Annotated in this window: 25 protein-coding genes and 1 pseudogene; 15 read left to right on the forward strand and 11 right to left on the reverse strand. The window is 47.4% G+C overall.

What is annotated here, in order from left to right:
• Positions 1 to 357 (reverse strand): annotated as a pseudogene (locus ABUL11_RS07865) (hypothetical protein); the annotation flags it as partial.
• Positions 358 to 1,038: 681 nt separating this feature from the next.
• Between ABUL11_RS07865 and azu the strand changes: the two are divergent.
• Positions 1,039 to 1,491: an azurin gene (gene azu, locus ABUL11_RS07870; RefSeq protein WP_350283315.1), complete on the forward strand. Its 453-nt coding sequence runs from the start codon at positions 1,039 to 1,041 to the stop codon at positions 1,489 to 1,491.
• Between the two features lie 237 nt (positions 1,492 to 1,728).
• On the opposite strand, the gene ABUL11_RS07875 is transcribed toward azu, so the two are convergent.
• Positions 1,729 to 2,754 carry a FecR domain-containing protein gene (locus ABUL11_RS07875; protein WP_350283316.1) on the reverse strand — a complete coding sequence of 342 codons (1,026 nt, stop codon included), beginning with the start codon at positions 2,752 to 2,754 and terminating at the stop codon, positions 1,729 to 1,731.
• On the reverse strand, positions 2,738 to 3,253 hold the full coding sequence (locus tag ABUL11_RS07880; RefSeq protein WP_350283317.1) for a sigma-70 family RNA polymerase sigma factor: 516 nt from the start codon (positions 3,251 to 3,253) through the stop codon (positions 2,738 to 2,740). Before ABUL11_RS07880 ends, ABUL11_RS07875 begins: the two co-directional genes overlap by 17 nt.
• Positions 3,254 to 3,619: 366 nt before the next feature.
• On the opposite strand from ABUL11_RS07880, the gene ABUL11_RS07885 reads away from it, so the two are divergent.
• On the forward strand, positions 3,620 to 4,345 hold the full coding sequence (locus ABUL11_RS07885; protein WP_350283318.1) for a glycosyltransferase: 726 nt from the start codon (positions 3,620 to 3,622) through the stop codon (positions 4,343 to 4,345).
• 79 nt (positions 4,346 to 4,424) lie between these two features.
• Here the strand turns inward: ABUL11_RS07885 and ABUL11_RS07890 are convergent, their stop codons facing one another.
• The 3 genes from ABUL11_RS07890 to ABUL11_RS07900 all read right to left on the reverse strand — a co-directional run bounded on the left by ABUL11_RS07890 (position 4,425) and on the right by ABUL11_RS07900 (position 6,645).
• On the reverse strand, positions 4,425 to 4,697 hold the full coding sequence (locus ABUL11_RS07890) for a Rho-binding antiterminator (RefSeq protein WP_350283319.1): 273 nt from the start codon (positions 4,695 to 4,697) through the stop codon (positions 4,425 to 4,427).
• 202 nt (positions 4,698 to 4,899) lie between these two features.
• Positions 4,900 to 5,619, reverse strand: a complete 720-nt coding sequence (gene murU / locus ABUL11_RS07895) for an N-acetylmuramate alpha-1-phosphate uridylyltransferase MurU (RefSeq protein ID WP_350283320.1) — start codon at positions 5,617 to 5,619, stop codon at positions 4,900 to 4,902.
• Between the two features lie 27 nt (positions 5,620 to 5,646).
• Positions 5,647 to 6,645 (reverse strand): aminoglycoside phosphotransferase family protein, encoded by a 999-nt coding sequence (locus ABUL11_RS07900; protein WP_350283321.1) that lies wholly within the window; start codon positions 6,643 to 6,645, stop codon positions 5,647 to 5,649.
• A gap of 159 nt (positions 6,646 to 6,804) precedes the next feature.
• On the opposite strand from ABUL11_RS07900, the gene ABUL11_RS07905 reads away from it, so the two are divergent.
• Together ABUL11_RS07905 and ABUL11_RS07910 are read left to right on the forward strand one after the other, a co-directional pair.
• Positions 6,805 to 7,110 carry an accessory factor UbiK family protein gene (locus ABUL11_RS07905; RefSeq protein WP_350283322.1) on the forward strand — a complete coding sequence of 102 codons (306 nt, stop codon included), beginning with the start codon at positions 6,805 to 6,807 and terminating at the stop codon, positions 7,108 to 7,110.
• A gap of 68 nt (positions 7,111 to 7,178) precedes the next feature.
• Positions 7,179 to 8,684 carry a YifB family Mg chelatase-like AAA ATPase gene (locus ABUL11_RS07910; RefSeq protein ID WP_350283323.1) on the forward strand — a complete coding sequence of 502 codons (1,506 nt, stop codon included), beginning with the start codon at positions 7,179 to 7,181 and terminating at the stop codon, positions 8,682 to 8,684.
• Between the two features lie 30 nt (positions 8,685 to 8,714).
• On the opposite strand, the gene dnaB is transcribed toward ABUL11_RS07910, so the two are convergent.
• The 5 genes from dnaB to rpsF form a co-directional block, all read right to left on the reverse strand.
• Positions 8,715 to 10,112, reverse strand: a complete 1,398-nt coding sequence (gene dnaB, locus ABUL11_RS07915; protein ID WP_350283324.1) for a replicative DNA helicase — start codon at positions 10,110 to 10,112, stop codon at positions 8,715 to 8,717.
• Between the two features lie 107 nt (positions 10,113 to 10,219).
• Entirely contained in the window at positions 10,220 to 10,675 is a 456-nt protein-coding gene (gene rplI / locus ABUL11_RS07920; RefSeq protein ID WP_350283325.1) for a 50S ribosomal protein L9, read from the reverse strand.
• Positions 10,676 to 10,693: 18 nt separating this feature from the next.
• Positions 10,694 to 10,972, reverse strand: coding sequence for a 30S ribosomal protein S18 (rpsR, locus tag ABUL11_RS07925; RefSeq protein WP_011110841.1), 279 nt, complete (start codon positions 10,970 to 10,972; stop codon positions 10,694 to 10,696).
• 38 nt (positions 10,973 to 11,010) lie between these two features.
• Positions 11,011 to 11,337, reverse strand: a complete 327-nt coding sequence (gene priB / locus ABUL11_RS07930) for a primosomal replication protein N (RefSeq protein ID WP_350283326.1) — start codon at positions 11,335 to 11,337, stop codon at positions 11,011 to 11,013.
• Positions 11,321 to 11,764, reverse strand: coding sequence for a 30S ribosomal protein S6 (gene rpsF / locus ABUL11_RS07935; RefSeq protein WP_350283327.1), 444 nt, complete (start codon positions 11,762 to 11,764; stop codon positions 11,321 to 11,323). Before rpsF ends, priB begins: the two co-directional genes overlap by 17 nt.
• A gap of 393 nt (positions 11,765 to 12,157) precedes the next feature.
• Between rpsF and ABUL11_RS07940 the strand changes: the two genes are divergently transcribed.
• From ABUL11_RS07940 to glmS, 11 genes are all read left to right on the forward strand, one after another.
• Positions 12,158 to 12,544 carry an ATP synthase subunit I gene (locus ABUL11_RS07940; RefSeq protein WP_350283328.1) on the forward strand — a complete coding sequence of 129 codons (387 nt, stop codon included), beginning with the start codon at positions 12,158 to 12,160 and terminating at the stop codon, positions 12,542 to 12,544.
• A 34-nt stretch (positions 12,545 to 12,578) separates the two neighbouring features.
• Positions 12,579 to 13,388 (forward strand): F0F1 ATP synthase subunit A, encoded by an 810-nt coding sequence (gene atpB, locus ABUL11_RS07945; RefSeq protein WP_350283329.1) that lies wholly within the window; start codon positions 12,579 to 12,581, stop codon positions 13,386 to 13,388.
• 42 nt (positions 13,389 to 13,430) lie between these two features.
• Positions 13,431 to 13,703: a F0F1 ATP synthase subunit C gene (gene atpE, locus ABUL11_RS07950; RefSeq protein ID WP_011110846.1), complete on the forward strand. Its 273-nt coding sequence runs from the start codon at positions 13,431 to 13,433 to the stop codon at positions 13,701 to 13,703.
• Between the two features lie 46 nt (positions 13,704 to 13,749).
• Positions 13,750 to 14,223 carry a F0F1 ATP synthase subunit B gene (locus ABUL11_RS07955; protein ID WP_350283330.1) on the forward strand — a complete coding sequence of 158 codons (474 nt, stop codon included), beginning with the start codon at positions 13,750 to 13,752 and terminating at the stop codon, positions 14,221 to 14,223.
• Entirely contained in the window at positions 14,224 to 14,760 is a 537-nt protein-coding gene (locus ABUL11_RS07960; RefSeq protein WP_350283331.1) for a F0F1 ATP synthase subunit delta, read from the forward strand.
• 12 nt (positions 14,761 to 14,772) lie between these two features.
• Positions 14,773 to 16,314 (forward strand): F0F1 ATP synthase subunit alpha, encoded by a 1,542-nt coding sequence (gene atpA / locus ABUL11_RS07965; protein ID WP_350283332.1) that lies wholly within the window; start codon positions 14,773 to 14,775, stop codon positions 16,312 to 16,314.
• A 3-nt stretch (positions 16,315 to 16,317) separates the two neighbouring features.
• Positions 16,318 to 17,202, forward strand: a complete 885-nt coding sequence (gene atpG / locus ABUL11_RS07970; RefSeq protein WP_350283333.1) for a F0F1 ATP synthase subunit gamma — start codon at positions 16,318 to 16,320, stop codon at positions 17,200 to 17,202.
• Between the two features lie 30 nt (positions 17,203 to 17,232).
• On the forward strand, positions 17,233 to 18,615 hold the full coding sequence (gene atpD, locus ABUL11_RS07975) for a F0F1 ATP synthase subunit beta (RefSeq protein ID WP_350283334.1): 1,383 nt from the start codon (positions 17,233 to 17,235) through the stop codon (positions 18,613 to 18,615).
• A gap of 28 nt (positions 18,616 to 18,643) precedes the next feature.
• Positions 18,644 to 19,066 carry a F0F1 ATP synthase subunit epsilon gene (locus ABUL11_RS07980; RefSeq protein ID WP_350283335.1) on the forward strand — a complete coding sequence of 141 codons (423 nt, stop codon included), beginning with the start codon at positions 18,644 to 18,646 and terminating at the stop codon, positions 19,064 to 19,066.
• A gap of 256 nt (positions 19,067 to 19,322) precedes the next feature.
• Positions 19,323 to 20,699, forward strand: a complete 1,377-nt coding sequence (glmU, locus tag ABUL11_RS07985; RefSeq protein WP_350283336.1) for a bifunctional UDP-N-acetylglucosamine diphosphorylase/glucosamine-1-phosphate N-acetyltransferase GlmU — start codon at positions 19,323 to 19,325, stop codon at positions 20,697 to 20,699.
• Positions 20,700 to 20,736: 37 nt separating this feature from the next.
• Entirely contained in the window at positions 20,737 to 22,584 is a 1,848-nt protein-coding gene (gene glmS / locus ABUL11_RS07990; RefSeq protein WP_350283337.1) for a glutamine--fructose-6-phosphate transaminase (isomerizing), read from the forward strand.
• Positions 22,585 to 22,688: the final 104 nt, after the last annotated feature.

Genomic DNA, 22,688 nt, shown 5'->3' on the forward strand with positions numbered 1-22,688 from the left:
CTGGGCAAATCCTTCTTGCACGGTAAAGCTGCCAGTCAGACCTTTCGTGGTTTTTCCCTGAATCAGCGCTGAATCCACCGATAATTCTATTCCTGCTGTGCTGGCAAAGCGGGTCAGCGCCTGCTCCAGTGGGCCGGAAGGTAATTTATAAGCGCGTTTTGGTTCAGCGGTACCCTGATCGGCAGATTGTGCAGACACTAGAGGTGTCGTGACAGCCAGGGCGCTAAATGTCAGCCCTATCAGGAGTACTGCTCGGACTGCGGTGGCAGTCGCGGTCGATAGAAACAGATAAGTGCGGTGGCCGGTTTGGGAGATGAATGGCGGAGGAATCCGCTTCTGTTTTTTGCTGCATGCCATGATTGGATCCTTTTTGTTGGGAAGATCTTTTTGAGGTACTCATCATGTCTTCCGAACGAAAAGGTAAAACCCTCAATACAAAGTACCATCTGTTCATTGTTACGGTATTTTCCGAATTGCGGTGTTGCTGTATGACTCGCAATAACAGGGATTTTATGTAGCCGTGGTAATAATTTATTGACTGCCATCTTCCTATACTTGGGCTTCCGTCTGGAACAGACATATTTTGGACAAAGAGGAGAGGGATAGAAATCAGAGTCGTCTTGGGTTTTTACGAGGCAGCACGCCGAAGCATGAAGTGTGTGCACTTGATTGTGGACTCTTCTTATACACAATGAGACTCGTTTGTATTCGTATTTGCATTTGTGCTCTTGGCATCCAAGATGAATTATTTTCACAATTGCGGATCATAGATACCGATGACGAGCAAATGATCTGCATGACATGCGCATCGCAGATTGCCTGAGTTCTCATCGAGACCGGTGGAAACATTCGATAGTGTTCTCCGGGGCACGGGGGATGTGCCGTTTTGCCCTCTGCCAGTTATATCTGGGAGAGGATTTTTATGTCAAATTGTTCTCTCGATGGCAGCGGTTCACGCCAAGAGGGTGGAACAGCTGATTGTCATTTGAACAACCCCGTCGTTTTTTATCAAACCTTAACTTTATAAGGAGTTTTTTTATGACTAAGAATCTGTTTAGAAGCGCCATTCTGATTGTTTCCGTTGCCCTGGTTGGATCAGCCGCTGCCGCGGACTGTGAAACTACTGTCGAAGCCAACGACGCCATGCAGTACAACACGTCTGAAATCACTGTCGATCAAAGTTGTCAGGAATTTACAGTGCATCTCAAGCACGTGGGAAAACTTCCCGTGGCATCCATGGGGCACAACTGGGTATTGAGCAAAACCGCTGACGTCGAGGCCGTTAGTAAGGATGCGATTGCGGCGGGAGCGGGCGATGGTTATCTCAAGGCCGATGATTCGAGGGTTATTGCACACACCAAACTGCTGGGTGGTGGGGAGGAGGATTCAGTGACTTTTGAGACCAGCAAACTGAAAAGCGGTGAGGACTACGAGTTCTTCTGCTCCTTTCCCGGACACCACGCTCTAATGAAGGGCCATCTCAAGTTCTGAGTCTTGCTTTGAGAGGGTGCTGTGGCAGTTCGGCGCTCTCTCACAACTCAACCTGGTCGGAGGCAGGGCAACCAGCAAGACTTTATTTGCGCCCGATTCTCTGGTTGGCTCTGCTTTACGCGACAGCACACCCAGTATGTCCTGCTATGCTAGAGCAATGCCAGTGTGCCTGCCGGTATACTGTTACTGATCAGCGATCCTCCAAGATCTACTTGGACCTTGCAAGCTGCTAAACAGCTACTGCGCCTGGACTGTTACCCAGTAGCGCGTGCGATAGACTACCCGGACGGGCAGACCAAGTGTGAGATTGAGTAATGCGCGATCCGTGTCATGCAACGGGAATACGCCAGTCACTCGCAGGTCGGAGACGGCGGAATCACAGCGCAGCAGGCCGGATCGATAGCGACTCAGTTCAGCGAGAAAATCTGCGATACGCATATTTTCTGCCACCAGCACACCTCTGGACCAAGCGGCAGCGCTTTCTTGCACGGTAATGGGTGACATCACCTGTTTAACGGAGAAAGTAGTGTGCTGTCCAGCATCTACCCGGACGGCAGTATCGATGGCATGTTCAGGATGGATCCCGACGGCTCCTTCAAATACAGTGACGCGGGAGACATCAGCATCCTGCCGTACAATGAAGCGGGTACCGAGCGCTTCTATCATGCCTTGGCGACTTTGGACACGGAATGGACGGTAGGCTGTTGCGTAATCCGGGGCGGTTGTGATCAGTATCTCGCCTGACCGCAGAATGATGCGGCGTTCTTGATTATCAAAATACACATCGATGGCCGTGGCGGTATTGAGAATGATATGAGTGCCATCGACCAGTGCGATCTCACGAATTTCACCGGTCTGAGTGCTGTAATCGGAGAAAGCAAATTCCCAGGTATCGCTTTCACGTACCTGATACATCGCACCACCGGCCACAGTGATCAACCCCAGCAGCTTCAATGCCTGACGTCGCGTGGTATACGCCGTGACAGCCGGTTCACGCAGGGCGTGGCGCGCAATTTCACGGGGTATGCCATGTAACTTGTCTTCCATGAGCTGCAAACGATTCCATGCTCGTTCGTGATCAGGGTGCAGAGCACGCCATTGTTCGCAGGCTGCCTTATCGTCATCGCTGGCTTCGCCCGACCATAAACGGGCCATCCACTCGGAAGCCCGTTGAACGATAGCGGGATCGATAGGAGAATCGATGACAGACGAACTGATCTGTGATTGTGAGGCTGAGGGTGTTTCGTCAGTTTTGCGACTCATACAAAGCCTGATAACAAGCCTGCAGACCGGTAGCGATATATTTCTCGACTGACGATAAAGAAACATGGAGCTGTTCCGCGATTTCCCGATAGCTTAATCCGTCGAGCTTGCAAAGCAGCAACGCTGTTCGTACTTTGTCGGGTAGATTATGCAGGATGGTATCGATTTCGATCAGTGCTTCTATCGCCAGCGCACGAACTTCTTCTGATGGTATTTCCGGTTCCGGTAGCAGTTTGATTGCCTCCAGATAAGCGATTTCGATTTGACGGCGGCGATACAGATCGATGACCAGACCATTCGCAATCTGGGTCAGATAGCGCCGTGATTGATCCAGCGGAGGGATATTACCCGATACCATGATGCGTACATAGGTATCATGTGCGAGATCTGCGGCATCGAAAGCACTGCCCAACCGCTTGCGCAGCCAGTTCCGTAACCAGGTATGGTGATCGCTATAGAGAACTTCGATTGCTTGAGTGGGAGGATTAGGTGCTGACATGATTGGGTTGGCCTGATATAGAAACTTTTTAGTATTAATGCGAATCGTTCTCGATTATATTTTTTAGTGGGCTTTAATGCAAGATGATGGAGCTCTCCGAGCTCATTTCCTCCCCGTAAATAACATTACAGTATCCTGTAATGTTCAGCGGTTTGAAGCTTGTGAAGCGATATCAGAAAGACTATGGCGCAAGTGGTTGAAAAAGTATAACAACTGCAATAAGCCGTGTCCGTATGCCAAAGCAGCGGTATATAAGGCGTATCGTCAGGATTCATACCTGGCCCGGCTACGTATTCGCAACTCCCGAAAGAGGGATGGTAAACTGATAGCCCCGAATTATTCGGGTATCCAATCGAAACAGGTCATATGTATATTTCTTTCATTATTCCGGCCTTCAATGAAGCACAACTGATAGAGCGGTGTCTGCGTTCGGTTGCCGATGCAGTGGCAGCCAATCGATCGTATGGTTATATCAGTGAAATCATTGTGGTGGATAACAACTCTACTGATGCAACCGCGCAACTGGCCAAACAGGCTGGAGCACGGGTCGTGTTCGAGCCGGTCAATCATATTGCGCGGGCCAGAACCGCTGGCGCCGAGGCAGCCCGGGGAGACTGGCTGGTATTCATGGATGCGGATTGCCTGCTGAATGCCGGTCTGGTAGGAGATATTTTTGAGTTGATCAGGCAGGGCAGGCACATAGGTGCAGGCAGCACGCTCTATATGCCGGGCCAGCCCTGGTGGGCGGAAATGTTGCTGCGAATATGGACATTTTTGTCAGTCCAGCTCGGTTGGGCTGCGGGTGCACTGATAGTGTGTAATGCGGCAGCGTTCAGGGAAGTAGGTGGATTTGATCTGACACTGTATGCCGCGGAAGAAATCGATCTGAGCCAGAAACTGAAAAAATACGGGCGTAAGCGCAAACTCAAGTTTGCGATTCTGAACGCCCATCCGCTCGAAACTTCGTCAAGGAAGACGCGGTTGTATAGTGGATGGGAAATCGTTGGGCAGTTTCTGCGCCTGGTGTTGTCTCCGCTCGGGACATTACGCAACAAAAAAAAATTGCCGATGTGGTACGACGGCAGACGCTGATCTCGTCATTCCGAGTGGAAAAGGCAGCATATCCTTACTGGTGCTGCCTGTTTCTGATCTTCTTTTGATTGAAATGAGTTCAGGGTTCGCAGGTGTCTGAAAATACGACTTCACTGAACCGTGCACCGGGTGTCAGTACTTGCAACCTGTCGAGCGAAATCAATTCGACCTGCTGCGATCCGGAATTGGTTTCGAGCAGCAAAAATTCCCGCTTCTCCGCATCGGTCAGAATATCCTTTGCCTTGCCTTCCACGGTTGACTGATCTTTCAAAATCAACCTGACCTGATAGCTATACATACAGGCTACTTCGATGTAGTCGTGCAAATTGCAGGAAATGAGGTGATTGGTCATACCGTTTATCGGGTGATGAGAGAGTCATACTTATTTTAGCGGTATATATCAATGAAGTAGTAAAGTTTTTATCGATGGTGTTATCTATCAGTTTTTAGGGTCCGAACCCTGTAGATGAGCAGGAATATTTTTATTCCTGTTTTTGGCATAAATCAGCAGTAACCAGATGATTCCACCTATATTTATGAAGAAACTACCGGATTTACAGGTGCCGGCCCGAACGGTTGAGCCTGATATCAAGCTGTTGCAGGCGTTCAGGGGTGCCGATGTCCAGCCATACACCTGGAGAATGTGAGCCGGTAGCTTTTTCGGCTGAAATAGCTTGTCTCAACAATGGCGCCAGTTTTACCGCTTGATTGGGTGGAACATCTGCGAACAATGCAGGGTGATAGATTCCGATGCCACTGAAAGTGAGTTTTTGGCAATTAGGGCGAGCTGATTCAACCAGCTCGCCGGTATCGCCATGCAGAAAAAAATCCCCTTCGGGGTGATGTGGGGGATTGTCTACCAGAATCAGATGAGCCAGTGTTTTTCCGAGATTCGATTGCATCTGCTGCATAAGCGGCTGCAGGATAGAAAAATCCATGTCACAGAAAATGTCGGCGTTGATGACTGCAAAAGGCTGGTTTTTATCGGAGTTGGTAAGCAGTGGTAATGCGTTGGCAATCCCGCCTGCGGTTTCCAGTACAAGGGATTCGGGTGAATAGTGGATATGGATGCCATAGTGCTTGCCGTCCTGCAGTGCAGTTTCGATCATATTGCCGAGGTAGGCATGGTTGATGACCACATTGGTGAAACCTGCATGCGCCAGTTTTTCCAGATGGTATTCGATCAACATTTTTCCGCCGGCCCGTAGCAACGGCTTGGGGCAGGTATCGGTGAGCGGCCGCATGCGCTCTCCCTTGCCTGCAGCCAGTATCATGACTTTGAACATTCGTAATGGATTCAGTCAGAATGTGTAGCCGGTTTCAGGTTGCCTGTCCTCCAGTCGATCCAGCAACCGGCTCAACGGATGGAGTTCATTGTAGCGTTTGCAGGTTTGTCGCAGATGGTGCATGACGATCGGCATATCCTGCAGGTAGGCGGGTTTGTTATCGCGGTAGCAAAGCCGGGCAAAGATTCCCAGCACCTTGAGATGCCGCTGTACTCCCATCCACTCGAAATCCCGGTAGAAAATCGAGAAATCGGTTGCAACCGGCAGTCCGGCATGGCGTGCTTTTTCCCAGTAACGGATCGTCCAGTCCAGTACCTGTGCTTCTTCCCATTGTATATAGGCATCCTTGAGCAGGGATACCAGATCATAGGTGATCGGGCCCAGAACGGCATCCTGAAAATCGATGACTCCCGGATTGGGAGTGGATACCATCAGGTTGCGGCTATGATAGTCGCGGTGGACGAACACCTGCGGTTGTGCAAGAGTGTTGTCGAGGATCAGGTCGAAAACGGTTTTTAGTGTATTTCTCTGATCATCATCCGGCGGGGTGTGCAGATGTCGTGTCATGTACCAGTCAGGAAAAAATTCCAGTTCGCGGGAAAGCAATGCCCGGTCGTACTCGGGGAATATATTTTTCTGGCTGACACTTTGTATTTTGATCAATGTATCGATCGCATCCTGATAAAGCTGGCTGGCATTTTTGGTTGCCGCGGTCAGTGCCTGCAGATAAGTGGTAGCCCCGAGGTCGGACAGCAGCAGAAAACCTTGATCCAGATCTTGTGCGACGATGTCGGGTACGTGAATGGATGCATGGGAAAAAATGCTGGCTGCATGCAAGAACGGCCGGCAGTCTTCCTGCTGTGGTGGAGCGTCCATCACGATCAGTGTTTTTCCGGGAAGAGATACGCGAAAATAACGGCGAAAACTGGCATCTGCTGAGGCAGGCGACAAAGTGAAGGGCTGATCGGGGTAAAAGGCTTTCAGCCAGTATTCCAGAAGTTGCAGACGATCCATCGAAAGTGATTGGTGATTGATTGGGATAGAGGATGCAGCTTTTATATTGGTTACCGATTGAAACGGAAGCTGCTGATTTGTGTTTGCCTGTTGAGTGAAAATATGAGATTTTATCCGGAAGCCGATGATAAGACTTTGAAATTTTAATGGAGAGAGGAAATGCTGGATAAAAATGTGCTAAATGAAATCGGTAGTAAGGTGAATGAAATTCTGGCCAGCAGCCCGGCCAGAGATGTCGAGAAAAACATGCGTGCCATGCTGACAGGTGCTTTTGCGCGGCTGGATCTGGTTACACGTGAAGAATTCGATGTGCAGCAGGAAGTCATTAAGCGTACACGTATCAAATTGGCTGAACTGGAAGAAAAAGTACGCAAACTGGAACAACAATTACAGCAACCGGTAGAGGTGCTTTCATCGAATGAAACCGGGGATGCCGGTTGTGGATATAGCCATAACGGGCAGTGACAGGTGCCAAGTTACGTAAGTTGCTGATAAGCAATACTTGTATTTTGTTTGAGTAATCGATTTTCTCCATGTCACTGGCCATTCTGTACAGCCGTGCATTATGTGGCATGGATGCGCCTCTGGTTACCGTTGAAGTGCATCTTTCCAACGGCCTTCCAAAATTTACCATCGTTGGTCTCCCCGAGACAGAAGTCAGAGAGAGTAAGGACAGAGTACACGCTGCCATACTAAACGGACGTTTCAAGTTTCCTGCGCGGCGGATTACCGTCAATCTTGCTCCCGCTGATTTACCCAAGGAAAGCGGGCGTTTTGATCTGCCGATTGCTTTGGGTATATTGGCTGCCAGTGGGCAGATTCCTGCAGACAGGCTGGACCAGTACGAATGGGCGGGGGAATTATCGCTCGATGGTCGGTTGCGTCCCGTCCGTGGTGCGTTGGCTATGACCTACAGCGCATCCCGTTCGGGTCGCGGTTTCGTGCTGCCGGAGCAGAATGCCGGCGAAGCAGCGCTGGTTCAGGAGGCGAGGATTTATCCCGCTACTTCATTGTTGCAGTTGTGTGCTCATTTGACCGGCCAGGCAATATGGGAACCCTACAGTACCGAGCCGGCCCATGAGGAGGCTGCAGATAACAGCTACCCGGATATGGGAGAGGTCAAAGGCCAGATGCAGGCAAAACGTGCGTTGGAGATTGCGGCAGCAGGTGGTCACAGTGTGCTGATGATCGGGCCGCCAGGTACCGGGAAATCCATGCTGGCGCGGCGTATACCGGGTATTCTGCCGCCCATGACGGGGCAGGAGGCGCTTGAATCGGCTGCTATTCAATCTTTGGGCAGCGGCAGATTCAATTTGACTGACTGGAAGCGTCGCCCTTTCCGGGCACCGCATCATACAGCCTCTGCAGCAGCACTGGTAGGTGGAGGGGGCATTCCACGCCCGGGTGAGATTTCACTGGCAATGCATGGTGTGTTGTTTCTCGATGAGCTGCCTGAATTTGACCGGCGCGTGCTGGAAGTGCTGCGTGAACCACTCGAATCCGGTCACATTACTATTTCACGTGCTGCGCAGCGCGCAGATTTTCCGGCCAGATTCCAGCTCATTGCTGCAATGAATCCTTGTCCCTGCGGTTATCTGGGACATTATGAAGGGAAGTGTCGCTGTACGCCTGATCAGGTGGTGCGCTATCGTGGCAGGATATCCGGCCCGCTGCTGGATCGTATCGATATTCAGATTGAGGTGCCAGCTTTGCCGAAGGAGGATTTGCTGCGCCCGGGGTCGGGTGAACCGAGCGCTGCTATCCGGACAAGGACGACTGCTGCTCGCCAGCGTCAATTGGATCGTCAAAATGTATCCAATGCGGAGTTGGGGGCGCAGGATACAGAAAAATTCAGTAATCTGGATAGAGAGGGTAAAGGTATGCTGGAACGGGCCATGACTCGCCTGAATATTTCAGCACGGGCTTATCACAGGATACTGAAACTGGCTCGAACCATTGCAGATTTGTCAGAGAGTGAGCCCGTTCTGGGAAAACATGTGGCGGAAGCCATTCAATACCGCCGTATGGATATAAACTGATGGTTTGGGTACGCAATCGGGTGAATTATCTCAATAATAATCAGCAGTACGAGCACAGTTTTCGAATCTGGTAAATTCTCCCAGAAAGGTGAGATCGACCTTACCAATCGGCCCGTTACGCTGCTTTCCTATGATGATTTCTGCGATACCTTTGTCTGGAGTATCCGGGTTGTAGACTTCATCCCGGTAAATAAACAAGATTACATCGGCATCCTGTTCGATGGCTCCCGATTCACGTAAATCGGACATGATCGGGCGTTTGTTGGGGCGTTGTTCGAGGCCGCGGTTCAATTGTGACAAAGCGATTACGGGGACCTGCAGTTCTTTTGCCAGTGCTTTCAGCGAGCGTGAAATTTCCGAGATTTCAGCAGCACGGTTTTCATTGCCGGGTGAGGTTGCTGACATCAGTTGCAGGTAGTCGATAATGATGAGCCCCAGCCCTTCATGCTGCCGGTACAAACGCCGGGCTCGGGCACGCAATTCCAGAGAGTTTAATCCTGCGCTTTCATCGATGAATATCGGTGCATCATTCAGTTTACCCAGTGCATGGGTGAGCCTCGGCCAATCATCATCATTCAGTTGGCCGGTACGCATTTTGTGCTGATCCAGCCGACCAATAGACCCCAGCATACGCATGGCAAGCTGCACACCTCCCATTTCCATGCTGAACACGGCTACCGGTTTGTCAGTTTCCAGTGCGACATGCTCCCCGATATTGAGAGCAAAGGCTGTTTTCCCCATTGAAGGCCGTCCGGCAACGATGATCAGATCGCCGGACTGGAAGCCGGAGGTTTTCTGGTCGAGGTCATTGAAACCGGAAGGGATACCAGTGATATCACTAGGATTGCTACGGTTATAGAGTACTTCGATTCGCTCCACTACCTGTTTCAACAGTGGCTGGATATCGACGAATCCCTGTTTGCCGTGTGCACTTTGTTCTGCAATTTCAAATATTCTACTTTCTGCTTCATCCAGCAGATCCCCTGCTGAGCGGCCTGCGGGGTTATAGGCTGAGTCAGTGATTTGCGTACTGACTTGTGCCAGCTTGCGCATGATCGAGCGTTCCCGGACAATTTCTGCGTACCGGCGAATGTTGGCTGCAGATGGAGTATTTTGTGCAATGGCACCAATATAGGCTAATCCTCCTGCATGTTGCAGTTGGGCGGCATTCTCGAGAGATTCGGCAACAGTGATCACATCTGCCGGTTTGTTCTGTTCTATGAGCCGGGAGATGTACTGATAAATGAGTTGATGATCCTGACGATAAAAGTCACTTTCGATGATGATATCTGCCACTTTATCCCAAGCCTGATTATCCAGCATGAGTCCGCCCAGGACGGATTGTTCAGCCTCGATAGAGTGTGGCGGAAGTTTATAGATATTATCCTCAGCAAGGTTCTGGATAAATCCGCTGGTGAGCTGGTTCATGGGAGCGATTAAGGACTAAGAGCAAAGTTGGGATGGTACCATTTTGATACAGAAACAAAAAAAGGACCGGAAACAGTCCTTTTTCTGGTTGATCTTCACTCCAGATATCAGATTGTCGTTTCGCCCAGTACTGATACGGTAATATGTGCCGATACTTCGCTGTGGAGTACAACAGTGACTGTATAATCACCTACTTGCTTGATTTGTCCTTCAGGCATGCGAATCATGGTTTTTTCAACCGGAAAATCCTGCTTGCGTAATTCCTCAGTGATATTTGTACTGGTAACCGAACCAAAAAGCTTGCCGTCTACTCCCGCTTTCTGGGTAATCTGAACGAGTAAGCCATCCAATCTGGCTGCTTGTGCACTGGCAACCGCTAAAATATCAGATTGTTTTTTCTCCAGTTCCGCACGTTGTGCTTCAAATTCAGCGATGACCTTCTCAGTTACTCTTCTGGCTTTTCCTTGGGGGATCAAATAGTTGCGGGCATAGCCCGGTTTGACATTTACGATACTGCCCAGTGAGCCCAATTTGGCGATTTTTTCCAACAAAATTACTTGCATGTTGTCTCTCCTGGTTGCTTAGTGCTGATCAGTATAAGGTAGCAGCGCAAGAAAGCGGGCACGCTCAATGGCAAGGTTCAGCTGCCGCTGATAGTATGCACGTGTGCCGGTAATCCTGGCTGGAATGATCCTGCCGTTTTCACTGACAAAATCTTTCAGCAAATCGATATCTTTATAATCAATATGCTTGATTCCTTCAGCAGTAAAACGGCAAAATTTCTTGCGTTTGAAAAGAGGCCGGTTTGCCATCCGGTCTTTCATCCTTTTGTCTGCATCTTTGTTTCTTGAGAATCTCATATTCTTTCTCCACTAGTGCGTGTCTGGTATTTTATTTTTCAGATGATCCGGGTGTTACGTACATGTAGAACCAGCCGATTGCTCAAACGGTTTTTTTTAGCAATGAAACCAGTAATTTCGACGTTACTGCCAGATCCTATACAAATAATTTTTTCCGCGGTTTCTGCTATGGCGATCGCTTCAAATTCAAACTCGATTCTACGTTGAATACCTGCTTCCTGCTGATTTGAACAATGACTTAGCTTGAATTCGGCAATCATGAGGCCGGCAGGTGTATAACGAGGCGAAGCCAGATCGGTGATTATTCCACTGATAATTACCTGATTCCGGTTGATCGATGATTCCGGATCAGGGTTTGGGATCACTTTCTTCGGTGGTTCGGGCACCTTCGCCATGAGAATCAGTCATTTTTGCTTTGGCTGAAGCGGTATTTTCATTATCGTCATCCGGATTGGAAGGGAGTGGTCTTGATTTGCCTTCCTGTATCATCGGAGAAGGTGTTGTGACCGGGCCATTCATACGAATGACGAGATGGCGAAGGATAGCGTCGTTAAACTTAAAGCTGTGTTCCAACTCATTCAGGGATTCCTGGTCGCACTCGATATTCATCAGCACATAATGTGCTTTATGCAACTTTTGTATAGGATAGGTCAACTGTCTGCGTCCCCAATCCTCCAGTCTGTGAATTTTTCCAGATCTGCCTATGACGACATTGCTATAGCGCTCAGTCATCGCAGCTACTTGCTCACTCTGATCAGGGTGGACAATAAATACGATTTCGTAATGCCTCATGATTTCCTTATAGGTAAAGCCTTCTTATCACTAAGTAAGTAAGGCAAGGGTTAACAAATGTGCACACACGTATGTCATGACTACGGTTGCATAACGGCCTTTTTTTGGAGGTGCCTGAATACAACAGGCCGCATAATTTTACTTGATCAGCGGATAAACTTCAAAAAATAGATAGTTTCCGAGGGAGAAGGTGTTAAACATAATATACCAGTTGAGAAAGTATACTTGAGTGCACAGAAATATTACTAATCCGGGGATTCCGGAAGGCCGGAATGAAAGCCGTGAGTCAAAAATGAGATTGTCCTTTTGCATTGATTGACTAGGTAAGGTGATCAAGGTAGAATCGCCGCACTTTTTGTTGGGCGTTTCTTCTTGCTATGCCCGTTGGAGTGGATGTTCCCGATTAAAAGCAGGCCATTAAAGATCGTCATATTCTGGCAGCTAGTGTTTGCAGTACTGGCGGCCATTTTGTGTGGCCTGCTTTCAGGAGTGAATGCTGCGATTTCAGGGTTTCTCGGCGCGATTATCAGTGCGATCGCTGGTGTGGCGTATGCGGTTTTAGTATCGAGACACAGCGGTTATTCAGCAAGTGGAACTTTGCGTACTGCTTTGCGTGCTGAAGCTGTAAAAATATTCATAATCATAATGTCGCTTTGGGTTGTGTTCGCAGTATTCAAGGATTTGCAGCCTGTCATGTTTATTGGTTCATTTGTTGTTGCTGTATTGATATCGAGCATGGCGGTGTTTGTACCTGAGAAATTAAATAATAAAGTTAAATAAAAAGCGCTCTGGTCCAGCGTGTAAAGGTAAATAAATGTCTTCAGAAGTTGAATTAAATCCTACAACATATATACAGCACCATCTGACAAATCACACAACTAGTGTGGGTGATGGTTCTTTTTGGGTGTTGCACACCGATACGCTGATCATGTCATTGTTACTTGGAGTGGTCAGTCTGGGCTTGATTTGGATGGTTGTCAGAAAAGCCACATCAGGAGTTCCTAGTAAAACACAGGCATTTGTTGAGTTGCTGATCGAATTTATTGATGACCAGGTGAAGACGACGTTTCATGGGGATCGTCATGCATTCGTGGCTCCCGCAGCATTGACTATATTTGTCTGGGTTCTTCTGTTGAATGCTATGGATTTTCTGCCTATCGACATCATGGCATGGATTTATGAGCATATTTTTGGACTCCATAATTGGAGAAGTGTGCCAACTGCTGATGTCAATACAACCTTTGCGCTGGCATTGTCTATTTGGATACTGACCATTTATTTTGCTATCAAAGTTAAAGGATTGGGGGGGTGGGTTACAGAGCTGGTATGTACTCCCTTTGGTAAAAATCCGTTGTTATGGCCTTTTAATCTGTTACTTAATGTGATTGAGTATATTTCGAAGCCGTTGTCACATTCGTTACGGTTGTTCGGAAACATGTACGCTGGTGAAATTATTTTTATGCTGTTGGGAATGTGGGCAGCGACAGGCGTAACCGGTACATTTTTTGGCGCCATACTTGGTGCTGGTTGGGCGATATTTCATATATTGATTGTAGTTTTGCAGGCATTTATTTTTATGATGTTGGCGGTAGTTTACCTTTCAATGGCTCATGAATCGCATTGATTAATAAGATTTTTGTTATCAACTTGAACTAGAGGAAAAAATATGGAAAACGCTCAATTTCTTGCAATGATTCAGGCATATACAGGGATCGGTATCGGTCTGATGATCGGTCTGGGTGCTGCAGGTGCTTGTATTGGTGTAGGTGTGATGTGCGGTAGATTTCTGGAAGGTGCAGCTCGTCAGCCTGAAATGATTCCGACTCTGCAAGGTAAGGTATTTTTGCTTCTGGGGCTGACCGATGCTTCATTCATTATCGCTGTGGGTCTGGCGATGTTGTTTGCGTTTGGTAATCCGCTATTGGCTGTTATTCAGTAAGTAGTCTATTGAATTTGTTACCGAGGTGAATGAATAAAGGGTTGTTATGAATATAAATTTCACATTGGTCTCGCAAGCAATAGCCTTTTCTATATTTATATGGTTCACCGTCAAGTTTGTATGGCCGTATCTGCTACGTGCGATAGAAGAGCGTCAGCAGAAAATAGCAGATGGCTTGGCGGCTGGTGAGCGTGGTAAAAAAGAATTGGAGCTTGCCAGTCAGCGTTCGTCCGAAGTGCTGAAGGAAGCTAAGCAACGTGCGAGTGAGATCGTTATTCAGGCGGAGAAAAGAGCTTTAGATATCATAGAAGAAGCCAAGCAGAATGCCCGAATTGAAGGAGAAAAAATTATAGCAGGAGCCAAGGCGGAAATTCAGCATGAAACCTTCAGTGCACGTGAATCTCTGCGTCAGCAGGTAGCGGGATTGGCGGTACAAGGTGCGTCAAAAATTCTTCGTCGAGAAGTAAATGCCAAGGTTCATGCGGATTTGCTGGCATCAATAGAGGCAGAGTTAAAATAAATGGCTGAAGCGATAACAATTGCACGACCATACGCGGAGGCAGTTTTCAAGCTTGCTCGGGAAAATGGATCTCTGTTTTCCTGGTCAGAGATACTTGATGCTGTTAGTTCAATCGTTCAGGAGCCTCAGATAAGAGAACTGATCAGTAATCCACAAATTTCTTCAGCAAAGTTGCGTGAAATTATTTTCAGCGCATGTGGTAAAAAACTGAATGAGGATGGCAAGCGATTGGTATCGTTATTGATTGATAATCAACGATTGCTGATATTGCCGCAGATCCATGAATTGTTTGAACAGTTTAAAGCGCAGCATGAAAGTATATTGGAAGCTGAAGTAGTGTCAGCATTCCCACTTGACTCTGGTCAGCTGGAAAAGCTTGTTTCAATTCTTGAAGCAAAGTTTCGGCGGAAAGTTAAAGCAGAAGTAAGTGTTGATAGCGAGCTCATTGGTGGTGTAAGAATTAAAATTGGTGATCAGGTAGTCGATAGTTCTGTACACGGAAAGCTGGAAGCCATGGCGACGGCGCTCAAAAGCTAGGAGTTATAAAAAATGCAGTTAAATCCATCAGAAATCAGTGAATTAATCAAAAGTAAAATTGAGGGCCTTTCCGTTACATCGGAATTTCGTACGCAGGGAACCATTGTATCACTGACCGATGGTATCGTTCGTGTGCATGGTCTTTCCGATGTAATGCAGGGTGAAATGCTGGAATTTCCGGGTGGGACATTTGGCTTGGCACTCAATCTGGAGCGTGATTCAGTTGGTGCGGTTATCTTGGGTGCATACGAGCATCTTAAAGAAGGAGATATCGTTAAATGTACCGGTAGAATTCTCGAAGTTCCCGTAGGTGAGGCGTTATTAGGCCGTGTTGTCAATGCTTTGGGGCAGCCGATAGATGGTAAAGGGCCTATCGCTGCTGAGGGGACAGAGCCGATAGAAAAAATAGCTCCTGGTGTCGTATGGCGTAAATCGGTGGATCAGCCGGTACAAACAGGTCTGAAATCAGTTGATTCCATGGTTCCGATTGGAAGAGGGCAGCGTGAACTGATCATTGGGGATCGTCAAACTGGTAAGACGGCAGTAGCAATTGATGCGATCATCAATCAGAAGGGTGAAGATGTAATTTGTATCTATGTGGCAATCGGTCAGAAAGCATCATCGATTGCAAACGTCGTAAGGAAGCTTGAGGAAGTGGGTGCCATGGCATATACGATTGTCGTGGTTGCTTCTGCTTCTGAATCAGCAGCTATGCAATATATTGCACCCTATTCCGGTTGTACTATGGGTGAATATTTTCGTGATAAAGGACAGGATGCACTCATTGTTTATGATGATTTGACCAAGCAGGCATGGGCTTACCGCCAGATTTCTCTGTTGTTGCGTCGTCCACCGGGTCGTGAAGCTTATCCAGGGGATGTTTTTTATCTTCACTCTCGTTTGCTGGAAAGAGCGGCCAGAGTCAATGCCGATTATGTTGAGAAAGCAACGGGTGGAAAGGTAAAAGGAAAAACCGGATCGCTGACCGCTTTACCTATCATTGAAACACAAGCGGGTGACGTAACGGCATTTGTGCCAACCAATGTTATTTCAATTACGGATGGGCAGATATTCCTGGAATCTGACTTGTTTAATGCAGGGATACGCCCGGCAATCAATGCTGGTATTTCTGTATCTCGGGTGGGTGGTGCAGCACAAACCAAGGTGATCAAGAAATTAGGTGGTGGGATTCGTTTGGCCCTGGCTCAATACCGTGAACTTGCTGCTTTTGCACAATTTGCTTCTGATCTCGATGAAGCTACACGCAAGCAGTTGGAGCGTGGAAAAATGGCTACGGAGTTAATGAAACAAAGCCAGTACGCGACGCTGAAAGTTTCAGAGATGGCATTGACACTGTTTGCATTGAACAAGGGTTATTTTGATGATGTTGATATAAAGCGCGCACTTGCTTTTGAATCGGCATTGAAAAGTTATATTCGCGGCCATCATGGTGCAATACTGGATAAGATTGAAATCAGCAAAGAGCTTGATGCAGAAACAGAAAAAGCGTTAGAAGCAGCTATTCAGGAATTCAAGCAAAACGGAACATATTAACCTATGCCCAGCAGCAGAGAGATACGCAATAAAATCAAAAGCGTTAAAAATACGCAAAAGATTACCCGCGCCATGGAAATGGTTGCAGCTTCCAAAATGAGGAAGGCACAGGATCGTATGAAGAAAGCACGTCCTTACGGCGAGAAGATACGCAACGTGGCTGCACATATGAGTAATGCAAGTGTTGAATATCGTCATCCTTTTTTGATAAGTCGTGACTCTGTTAAAAGAGTAGGAATTATTGTTGTAACTTCGGATAAAGGTTTGTGTGGTGGGTTAAACACAAATGTGCTGCGTAGAGCACTCAATGAAATTCGAACGTGGGAAACCGAAGGTAGCCATGTAGAGGCTTGCTGCATAGGTAACAAGGGTCTGGGGTTTATGAGTCGCTTGGGTGTTCAGGTAATCTCACAAGTAACCGGCTTGGGTGATACACCTAATATGGAAAGGTTGATTGGTGCAGTCAAGGTGGTCTTGGATGCATATACGGAAGATCGGTTGGATCGTGTATATATTTTCTATAACCGCTTTATTAATACAATGAAGCAAATGCCGGTTATGGAACAGCTTCTCCCTTTGACTGATAATCATATCGGTGGCGTGGAAGGTGAAGTCAAACCTGCTCGTGCACCGTGGGATTATATTTATGAGCCCGAGGCAAAACCGGTTATCGACGACATCATGGTCAGGTATATAGAGGCACTTGTATACCAGGCAGTTGCCGAGAATATGGCTTCGGAACAATCGGCAAGGATGGTTGCAATGAAAGCGGCATCTGATAATGCAGGTAACCTGATTGATGAATTGACGCTTATTTATAACAAATCTCGTCAGGCGGCCATTACCAAAGAATTGTCAGAAATTGTGGGCGGTGCTGCTGCTGTTTAAGTATTATAAATTCGTATTTAGGGAAAAGTGATGAGCCATCAAGGAAAGATCGTTCAGTGCATTGGCGCAGTAATCGACGTGGAATTTACACCGGGAGAAATACCAAAAGTATATGATGCCCTGGTAATGGAAGGATCGGAGTTGACGCTGGAAGTACAGCAACAGCTCGGAGATGGAGTCGTCAGGACTATTGCTCTTGGGTCATCCGATGGTCTGCGGCGTGGAATGATGGTTACTAATACCCAAAAACAAATTTCAGTTCCGGTGGGTACTAAGACACTTGGGCGTATTATGGATGTCCTTGGCAGACCCATAGATGAAATGGGAGAAATCGGAGCGAATTCCTTAATGCCTATTCATCGGTCTGCTCCTGCTTTTGATGAGCTGTCAGCATCAACGGAGTTATTGGAAACCGGGATTAAGGTGATTGATCTGGTTTGTCCATTTGCGAAAGGGGGAAAGATCGGACTTTTCGGTGGTGCTGGTGTAGGTAAAACCGTAAATATGATGGAGCTTATCCGTAATATCGCAATCGAGCATAGTGGTTACTCGGTTTTTGCAGGTGTGGGTGAAAGGACGCGTGAGGGTAATGATTTTTACCACGAAATGAAAGACTCTAACGTACTGGATAAGGTAGCTTTGGTTTATGGTCAGATGAATGAGCCGCCTGGTAATCGTTTACGTGTGGCACTTACTGGTTTGACGATGGCTGAGGCATTTCGTGACGAAGGGCGTGATGTATTGTTCTTTGTAGATAATATTTATCGTTATACTCTGGCAGGTACCGAAGTTTCTGCATTGTTAGGGCGTATGCCGTCGGCAGTAGGGTATCAGCCAACACTTGCAGAAGAAATGGGGCGGCTGCAAGAAAGGATTACTTCTTCCAAGGCTGGATCGATTACATCCATTCAGGCCGTGTATGTTCCGGCAGATGACTTGACTGACCCATCACCTGCAACGACATTCGGTCACCTTGATGCTACAGTGGTACTATCCAGGGATATCGCTTCGCTTGGGATTTATCCGGCTGTCGATCCGCTTGATTCGACTTCACGTCAGTTGGATCCATTGGTCATTGGTGAGGATCATTACAATACTGCACGTGAAGTTCAGCAAACACTGCAGCGGTACAAAGAATTACGCGATATCATTGCCATTCTGGGTATGGATGAGCTGTCTCCTGAGGATAAGTTGTCAGTCAGTCGTGCTCGTAAAATACAAAGATTTCTTTCTCAGCCATTCTTCGTTGCTGAAGTCTTTACCGGATCGCCGGGTAAATATGTACCACTGAAAGAAACCATCAAGGGATTCAAGGGTATTGTTAGTGGTGAGTATGACGATATTCCTGAACAGGCTTTTTATATGGTAGGTGGTATTGAGGAAGTGCTTGAGAAAGCCAAATCAATTCAATAAATACATAAAATTAATTGACAGATAATTGATGGGTACGATATTTCACTTGGATATAGTGAGTGCAGAGGAATCAATTTATTCCGGCCCTGCAGAGTTTATTGTTGCTCCGGCAGTGATGGGTGAGGTGGGAGTTTTTCCTCAACATACACCTATGCTGACTCGTATCAAGTCCGGTGTGGTCCGGGTAAAAGCACCCCTTCAGGATGATGAAGAAATTTATGTTTCAGGCGGGATGCTCGAAGTACAGCCAGATGTTGTAACAATTTTGGCAGATACCGCAGTACGTGGAAAAGATCTGGATGAAGCCAAGGCTTTAGAGGCCAAGCAGAAAGCAGAAGAGATCATGAAAAATAAGATTTCCGAGATTGAGTATGCGCGTGCACAGGCTGAACTGATTGAAGCAACAGCACAGTTGGCAGCCATTCAGAAGCTGAGAAAGAGAGGCCACTAAATTTCTTTGGTCCATTTTGTAATACAGGCTTAGTTAAAAAGGGCGACTATCGATCGCCCTTTTTTTATAAGATTAAAGTATTTTTACTATCCAGCTTAGTTATTTCACCCACCTTATTTTTTGTACACTGAGATCATTATGTGTTTTCAGTGGTAATTGTGTGAAAGAGATAGCAAGTTTGCGGTTCGCAGATAAAAGAGAGAATAGTTGTTTGCGCAGTGGCGAATAAAGTAATTCAAAAGAAGGTTAATAACTCGTGTTACAAGTTGATGTCGTGATATTGGCGGCTGGAATGGGCAAGAGGATGTGCTCATCTTTACCCAAGGTGCTGCATCCTCTGGCGGGAAAACCAATTTTATCGCATGTCTTGGATACTGCCCGTACATTGTCGCCGGAGAGAATATGTATAGTATTTGGGCATGAGGGTGAGCTGGTTCGTCAGGTTATTGGTGATCATTCTGATCTCATCTGGGCAAAACAGGCCCAGCAACTTGGGACTGGGCATGCTGTAAAACAGGCGTTACCTTATCTCAGTAATCAAGGTGTGACGCTAGTTCTATTTGGCGATGTGCCACTGGTAAAGAGCGACACACTTAAGGCTTTGATTGAAAAAGCACGTGAAGATAATCTTGTTTTGTTGACAGTAGCATTGGATGACCCGACCGGTTACGGGCGAATCGTGCGCGATCCTGTAACAAATCATATCCAGGCAATTGTAGAAGAGAAAGATGCTTCTCAGTCACAGAAAAAAATTCGCGAAATCAATACCGGTATCATGGTTCTCCCGAATGGCTGTTTAGGTAACTGGCTCGATAACCTGAGTAATGCCAATACCCAGGGTGAGTATTACCTTACTGATATCATTGCCATGGCTGTGGATGCCGGAATTCCAATCGAAACTTCCAATCCTGCATCTGATTGGGAAGTATCCGGTATAAACGACAAGATCCAGTTATCTATCCTGGAACGTGCTCATCAACAGGATACCGCCAACAGGCTTATGGAGCAGGGGGTGATGCTTGCTGATCCGGCGCGCTTTGATGTGCGTGGTAGGCTCGTTTGTGGAAATAATGTTGAAATAGACATTAACTGCATATTTGAGGGTAATGTTCATTTAGGTGATAACGTCAAAATCCATGCAAATTGCATACTCCGGAATGTGGTTGTCTCAGACGAATCGGTTGTTCATCCATTTAGCCTGATAGAGGATACAGAAGTAGGTAAAAATTGCCGTATTGGCCCCTATGCCCGTATCCGACCAGGGACACAGCTTGATGATGCTGTCCATGTCGGAAATTTTGTGGAGATCAAAAATAGCCATATTGCATCGGAGAGTAAGGTGAATCATCTCAGTTATATAGGTGATACTGAAATGGGCAGCCGGGTCAATATTGGTGCCGGTGCAATCACGTGTAATTATGATGGGGCATTTAAACACCAGACCATCATCGAGGATGATGTATTCATCGGATCTGATACACAGTTGGTTGCTCCGGTAACGGTGGCCAGGGGGTCGACGATTGGTGCTGGCTCGACAATTACGCGTAATACGCCCGAAGGTCAGCTGACATTATCTCGGATCAGACAAACGAGTATCGCTAACTGGAAGCGGCCGACGAAAGACAGGAGCTGAGGTTGTTTGAATAACAGGATTGAGTAGAGGGCTGGTTATGTGCGGTATTGTGGGTGCGATTGCAAAAAATGATGTTGTACCTTTTTTACTGGAAGGATTATCCAGGCTTGAGTATCGTGGCTATGATTCAGCTGGAATCGTGGTGGGAGATGGTATGTTGCGCAGACTGCGGACAACGGGCCGTGTTTCCGAGCTGAGCAAACTGGTCGATAGCGGAAAAACATCGGGACTTACCGGTATTGCGCATACTCGCTGGGCAACGCATGGGGTACCTTCCGAACGTAATGCTCATCCTCATTTCTCAGGTGATCAGAAAAAGATTGCCGTTGTACATAACGGCATTATCGAGAATCACGAAACTCTCCGGCAACGTTTACAACAGGATGGGTTTGAGTTTCTGTCAGATACCGATACTGAAGTGATTGCTCATCTGATTTCATTTCATCTCCATAAAACCAATGATTTACTGGAAGCGGTCTGTCGTTCCCTTGATGAATTGGAAGGTGCATATGCGATAGCTGTGATGGAGGAATCGCGTCAGGATCGTATTATTGTGGCCCGAAATGGAGCCCCACTCTTGCTTGGAATAGATGATGATGGGCTTTACGCTGCTTCTGATGCCTCTGCACTGGTGCAGATTACGCAGAGAATCGTGTATCTTGAAGAAGGAGATGTGGCAGAGCTATCCAGTGATGGATACCGGATTCTGAATTGTCTGCATTCAGTAAATGGTTATGAAGTCACTCGCAAAGTGACTGAAAGTAGTCTGACGCGCGATGCGGTAGAGCTGGGGCCATATTCACATTTCATGCAGAAAGAAATCTTTGAGCAGCCGGTAGCTGTGGCGAATACCCTGGAAATGGTGTTGAATGCTCAATCGGTATCCCCTCAATTATTTGGCAGTGAGGCACAAAGCATTCTTGCACAGACTCAGGGAATCTTGATACTTGCTTGCGGGACGAGCTATCATGCCGGTCTGGTTGCGAAATACTGGCTGGAAACAATTGCAAGGCTTCCTTGTAGTATCGAAATTGCCAGTGAATATCGTTATCGTAATCCAATTGCCGATCCGGCCACACTGGTCGTTGGTATTTCTCAATCCGGTGAAACTGCAGATACTCTGGCCGCACTTGGTTATGCCAAGTCATTAGGGCATCGCTACAGTCTGGCGATTTGCAACGTACCGGAAAGTGCTCTGGTCAGACAAACGGATCTGCGCTTTTTGACCCGCGCTGGTCCTGAAATTGGGGTTGCCTCCACAAAAGCGTTTACTACACAATTGGCGGTTCTGCTGTTGTTTACAGCAGTACTTGCAAAGATACGTGGTCGATTGTCAGTTGAAGACGAACAAAAAATGATTGCCGCATTGCGGCATTTACCGGTTGCGATACAGCATGCGTTACGTAGTGAGCCAGAAATCAAGAAATGGGCCGGGGATTTTTCCCAGAAACATCATGCTTTGTTTCTGGGGCGCGGTGTACATTACCCCATCGCACTGGAAGGTGCGTTGAAGCTCAAGGAAATTTCGTACATCCATGCCGAGGCCTATGCGGCGGGTGAACTCAAGCACGGCCCTCTCGCGCTGGTAGACAGTGGAATGCCGGTAGTTGCCATAGCACCGAATGACGCACTGTTGGAGAAACTGAAATCTAATCTGCACGAAGTGCGTGCACGGGGAGGAGAGTTGTATGTCTTTGCCGATGCGGATTCACGTATCGAGGAGAGCGAGGGAGTTCATATCATCAGGCTGGCTGAACACGGCGGTGTACTCAGCCCTGTGCTGCATACCATTCCATTACAGTTACTGGCTTACCATGTAGCCTTACAGAAAGGCACCGATGTCGATAAACCCAGAAATCTTGCCAAATCGGTTACCGTAGAATAACTGGTCAGGCTGATTGTGTGGGAATTTGTGCTGATCAAAAAGTTGATACTTAACCTGAGTTCGGGATAAGCCCTTAAGCTTTAGCCAGGCTGTTGACCCTGGTC

Origin of the sequence: Nitrosomonas sp. (assembly GCF_040256045.1) — a bacterium.
Lineage (GTDB): Bacteria > Pseudomonadota > Gammaproteobacteria > Burkholderiales > Nitrosomonadaceae > Nitrosomonas.

Excerpts from the sequence above, each read along its gene's own strand:
- azu (WP_350283315.1), top strand. The coding sequence starts at position 1,039 with ATGACTAAGAATCTGTTTAGAAGCGCCATTCTGATTGTTTCCGTTGCC.
- ABUL11_RS07875 (WP_350283316.1), bottom strand. The coding sequence starts at position 2,754 with ATGAGTCGCAAAACTGACGAAACACCCTCAGCCTCACAATCACAGATC.
- ABUL11_RS07880 (WP_350283317.1), bottom strand. The coding sequence starts at position 3,253 with ATGTCAGCACCTAATCCTCCCACTCAAGCAATCGAAGTTCTCTATAGC.
- ABUL11_RS07885 (WP_350283318.1), top strand. The coding sequence starts at position 3,620 with ATGTATATTTCTTTCATTATTCCGGCCTTCAATGAAGCACAACTGATA.
- ABUL11_RS07890 (WP_350283319.1), bottom strand. The coding sequence starts at position 4,697 with ATGACCAATCACCTCATTTCCTGCAATTTGCACGACTACATCGAAGTA.
- murU (WP_350283320.1), bottom strand. The coding sequence starts at position 5,619 with ATGATACTGGCTGCAGGCAAGGGAGAGCGCATGCGGCCGCTCACCGAT.
- ABUL11_RS07900 (WP_350283321.1), bottom strand. The coding sequence starts at position 6,645 with ATGGATCGTCTGCAACTTCTGGAATACTGGCTGAAAGCCTTTTACCCC.
- ABUL11_RS07905 (WP_350283322.1), top strand. The coding sequence starts at position 6,805 with ATGCTGGATAAAAATGTGCTAAATGAAATCGGTAGTAAGGTGAATGAA.
- ABUL11_RS07910 (WP_350283323.1), top strand. The coding sequence starts at position 7,179 with ATGTCACTGGCCATTCTGTACAGCCGTGCATTATGTGGCATGGATGCG.
- dnaB (WP_350283324.1), bottom strand. The coding sequence starts at position 10,112 with ATGAACCAGCTCACCAGCGGATTTATCCAGAACCTTGCTGAGGATAAT.
- rplI (WP_350283325.1), bottom strand. The coding sequence starts at position 10,675 with ATGCAAGTAATTTTGTTGGAAAAAATCGCCAAATTGGGCTCACTGGGC.
- rpsR (WP_011110841.1), bottom strand. The coding sequence starts at position 10,972 with ATGAGATTCTCAAGAAACAAAGATGCAGACAAAAGGATGAAAGACCGG.
- rpsF (WP_350283327.1), bottom strand. The coding sequence starts at position 11,764 with ATGAGGCATTACGAAATCGTATTTATTGTCCACCCTGATCAGAGTGAG.
- ABUL11_RS07940 (WP_350283328.1), top strand. The coding sequence starts at position 12,158 with ATGTTCCCGATTAAAAGCAGGCCATTAAAGATCGTCATATTCTGGCAG.
- atpB (WP_350283329.1), top strand. The coding sequence starts at position 12,579 with ATGTCTTCAGAAGTTGAATTAAATCCTACAACATATATACAGCACCAT.
- atpE (WP_011110846.1), top strand. The coding sequence starts at position 13,431 with ATGGAAAACGCTCAATTTCTTGCAATGATTCAGGCATATACAGGGATC.
- ABUL11_RS07955 (WP_350283330.1), top strand. The coding sequence starts at position 13,750 with ATGAATATAAATTTCACATTGGTCTCGCAAGCAATAGCCTTTTCTATA.
- ABUL11_RS07960 (WP_350283331.1), top strand. The coding sequence starts at position 14,224 with ATGGCTGAAGCGATAACAATTGCACGACCATACGCGGAGGCAGTTTTC.
- atpA (WP_350283332.1), top strand. The coding sequence starts at position 14,773 with ATGCAGTTAAATCCATCAGAAATCAGTGAATTAATCAAAAGTAAAATT.
- atpG (WP_350283333.1), top strand. The coding sequence starts at position 16,318 with ATGCCCAGCAGCAGAGAGATACGCAATAAAATCAAAAGCGTTAAAAAT.
- atpD (WP_350283334.1), top strand. The coding sequence starts at position 17,233 with ATGAGCCATCAAGGAAAGATCGTTCAGTGCATTGGCGCAGTAATCGAC.
- ABUL11_RS07980 (WP_350283335.1), top strand. The coding sequence starts at position 18,644 with ATGGGTACGATATTTCACTTGGATATAGTGAGTGCAGAGGAATCAATT.
- glmS (WP_350283337.1), top strand. The coding sequence starts at position 20,737 with ATGTGCGGTATTGTGGGTGCGATTGCAAAAAATGATGTTGTACCTTTT.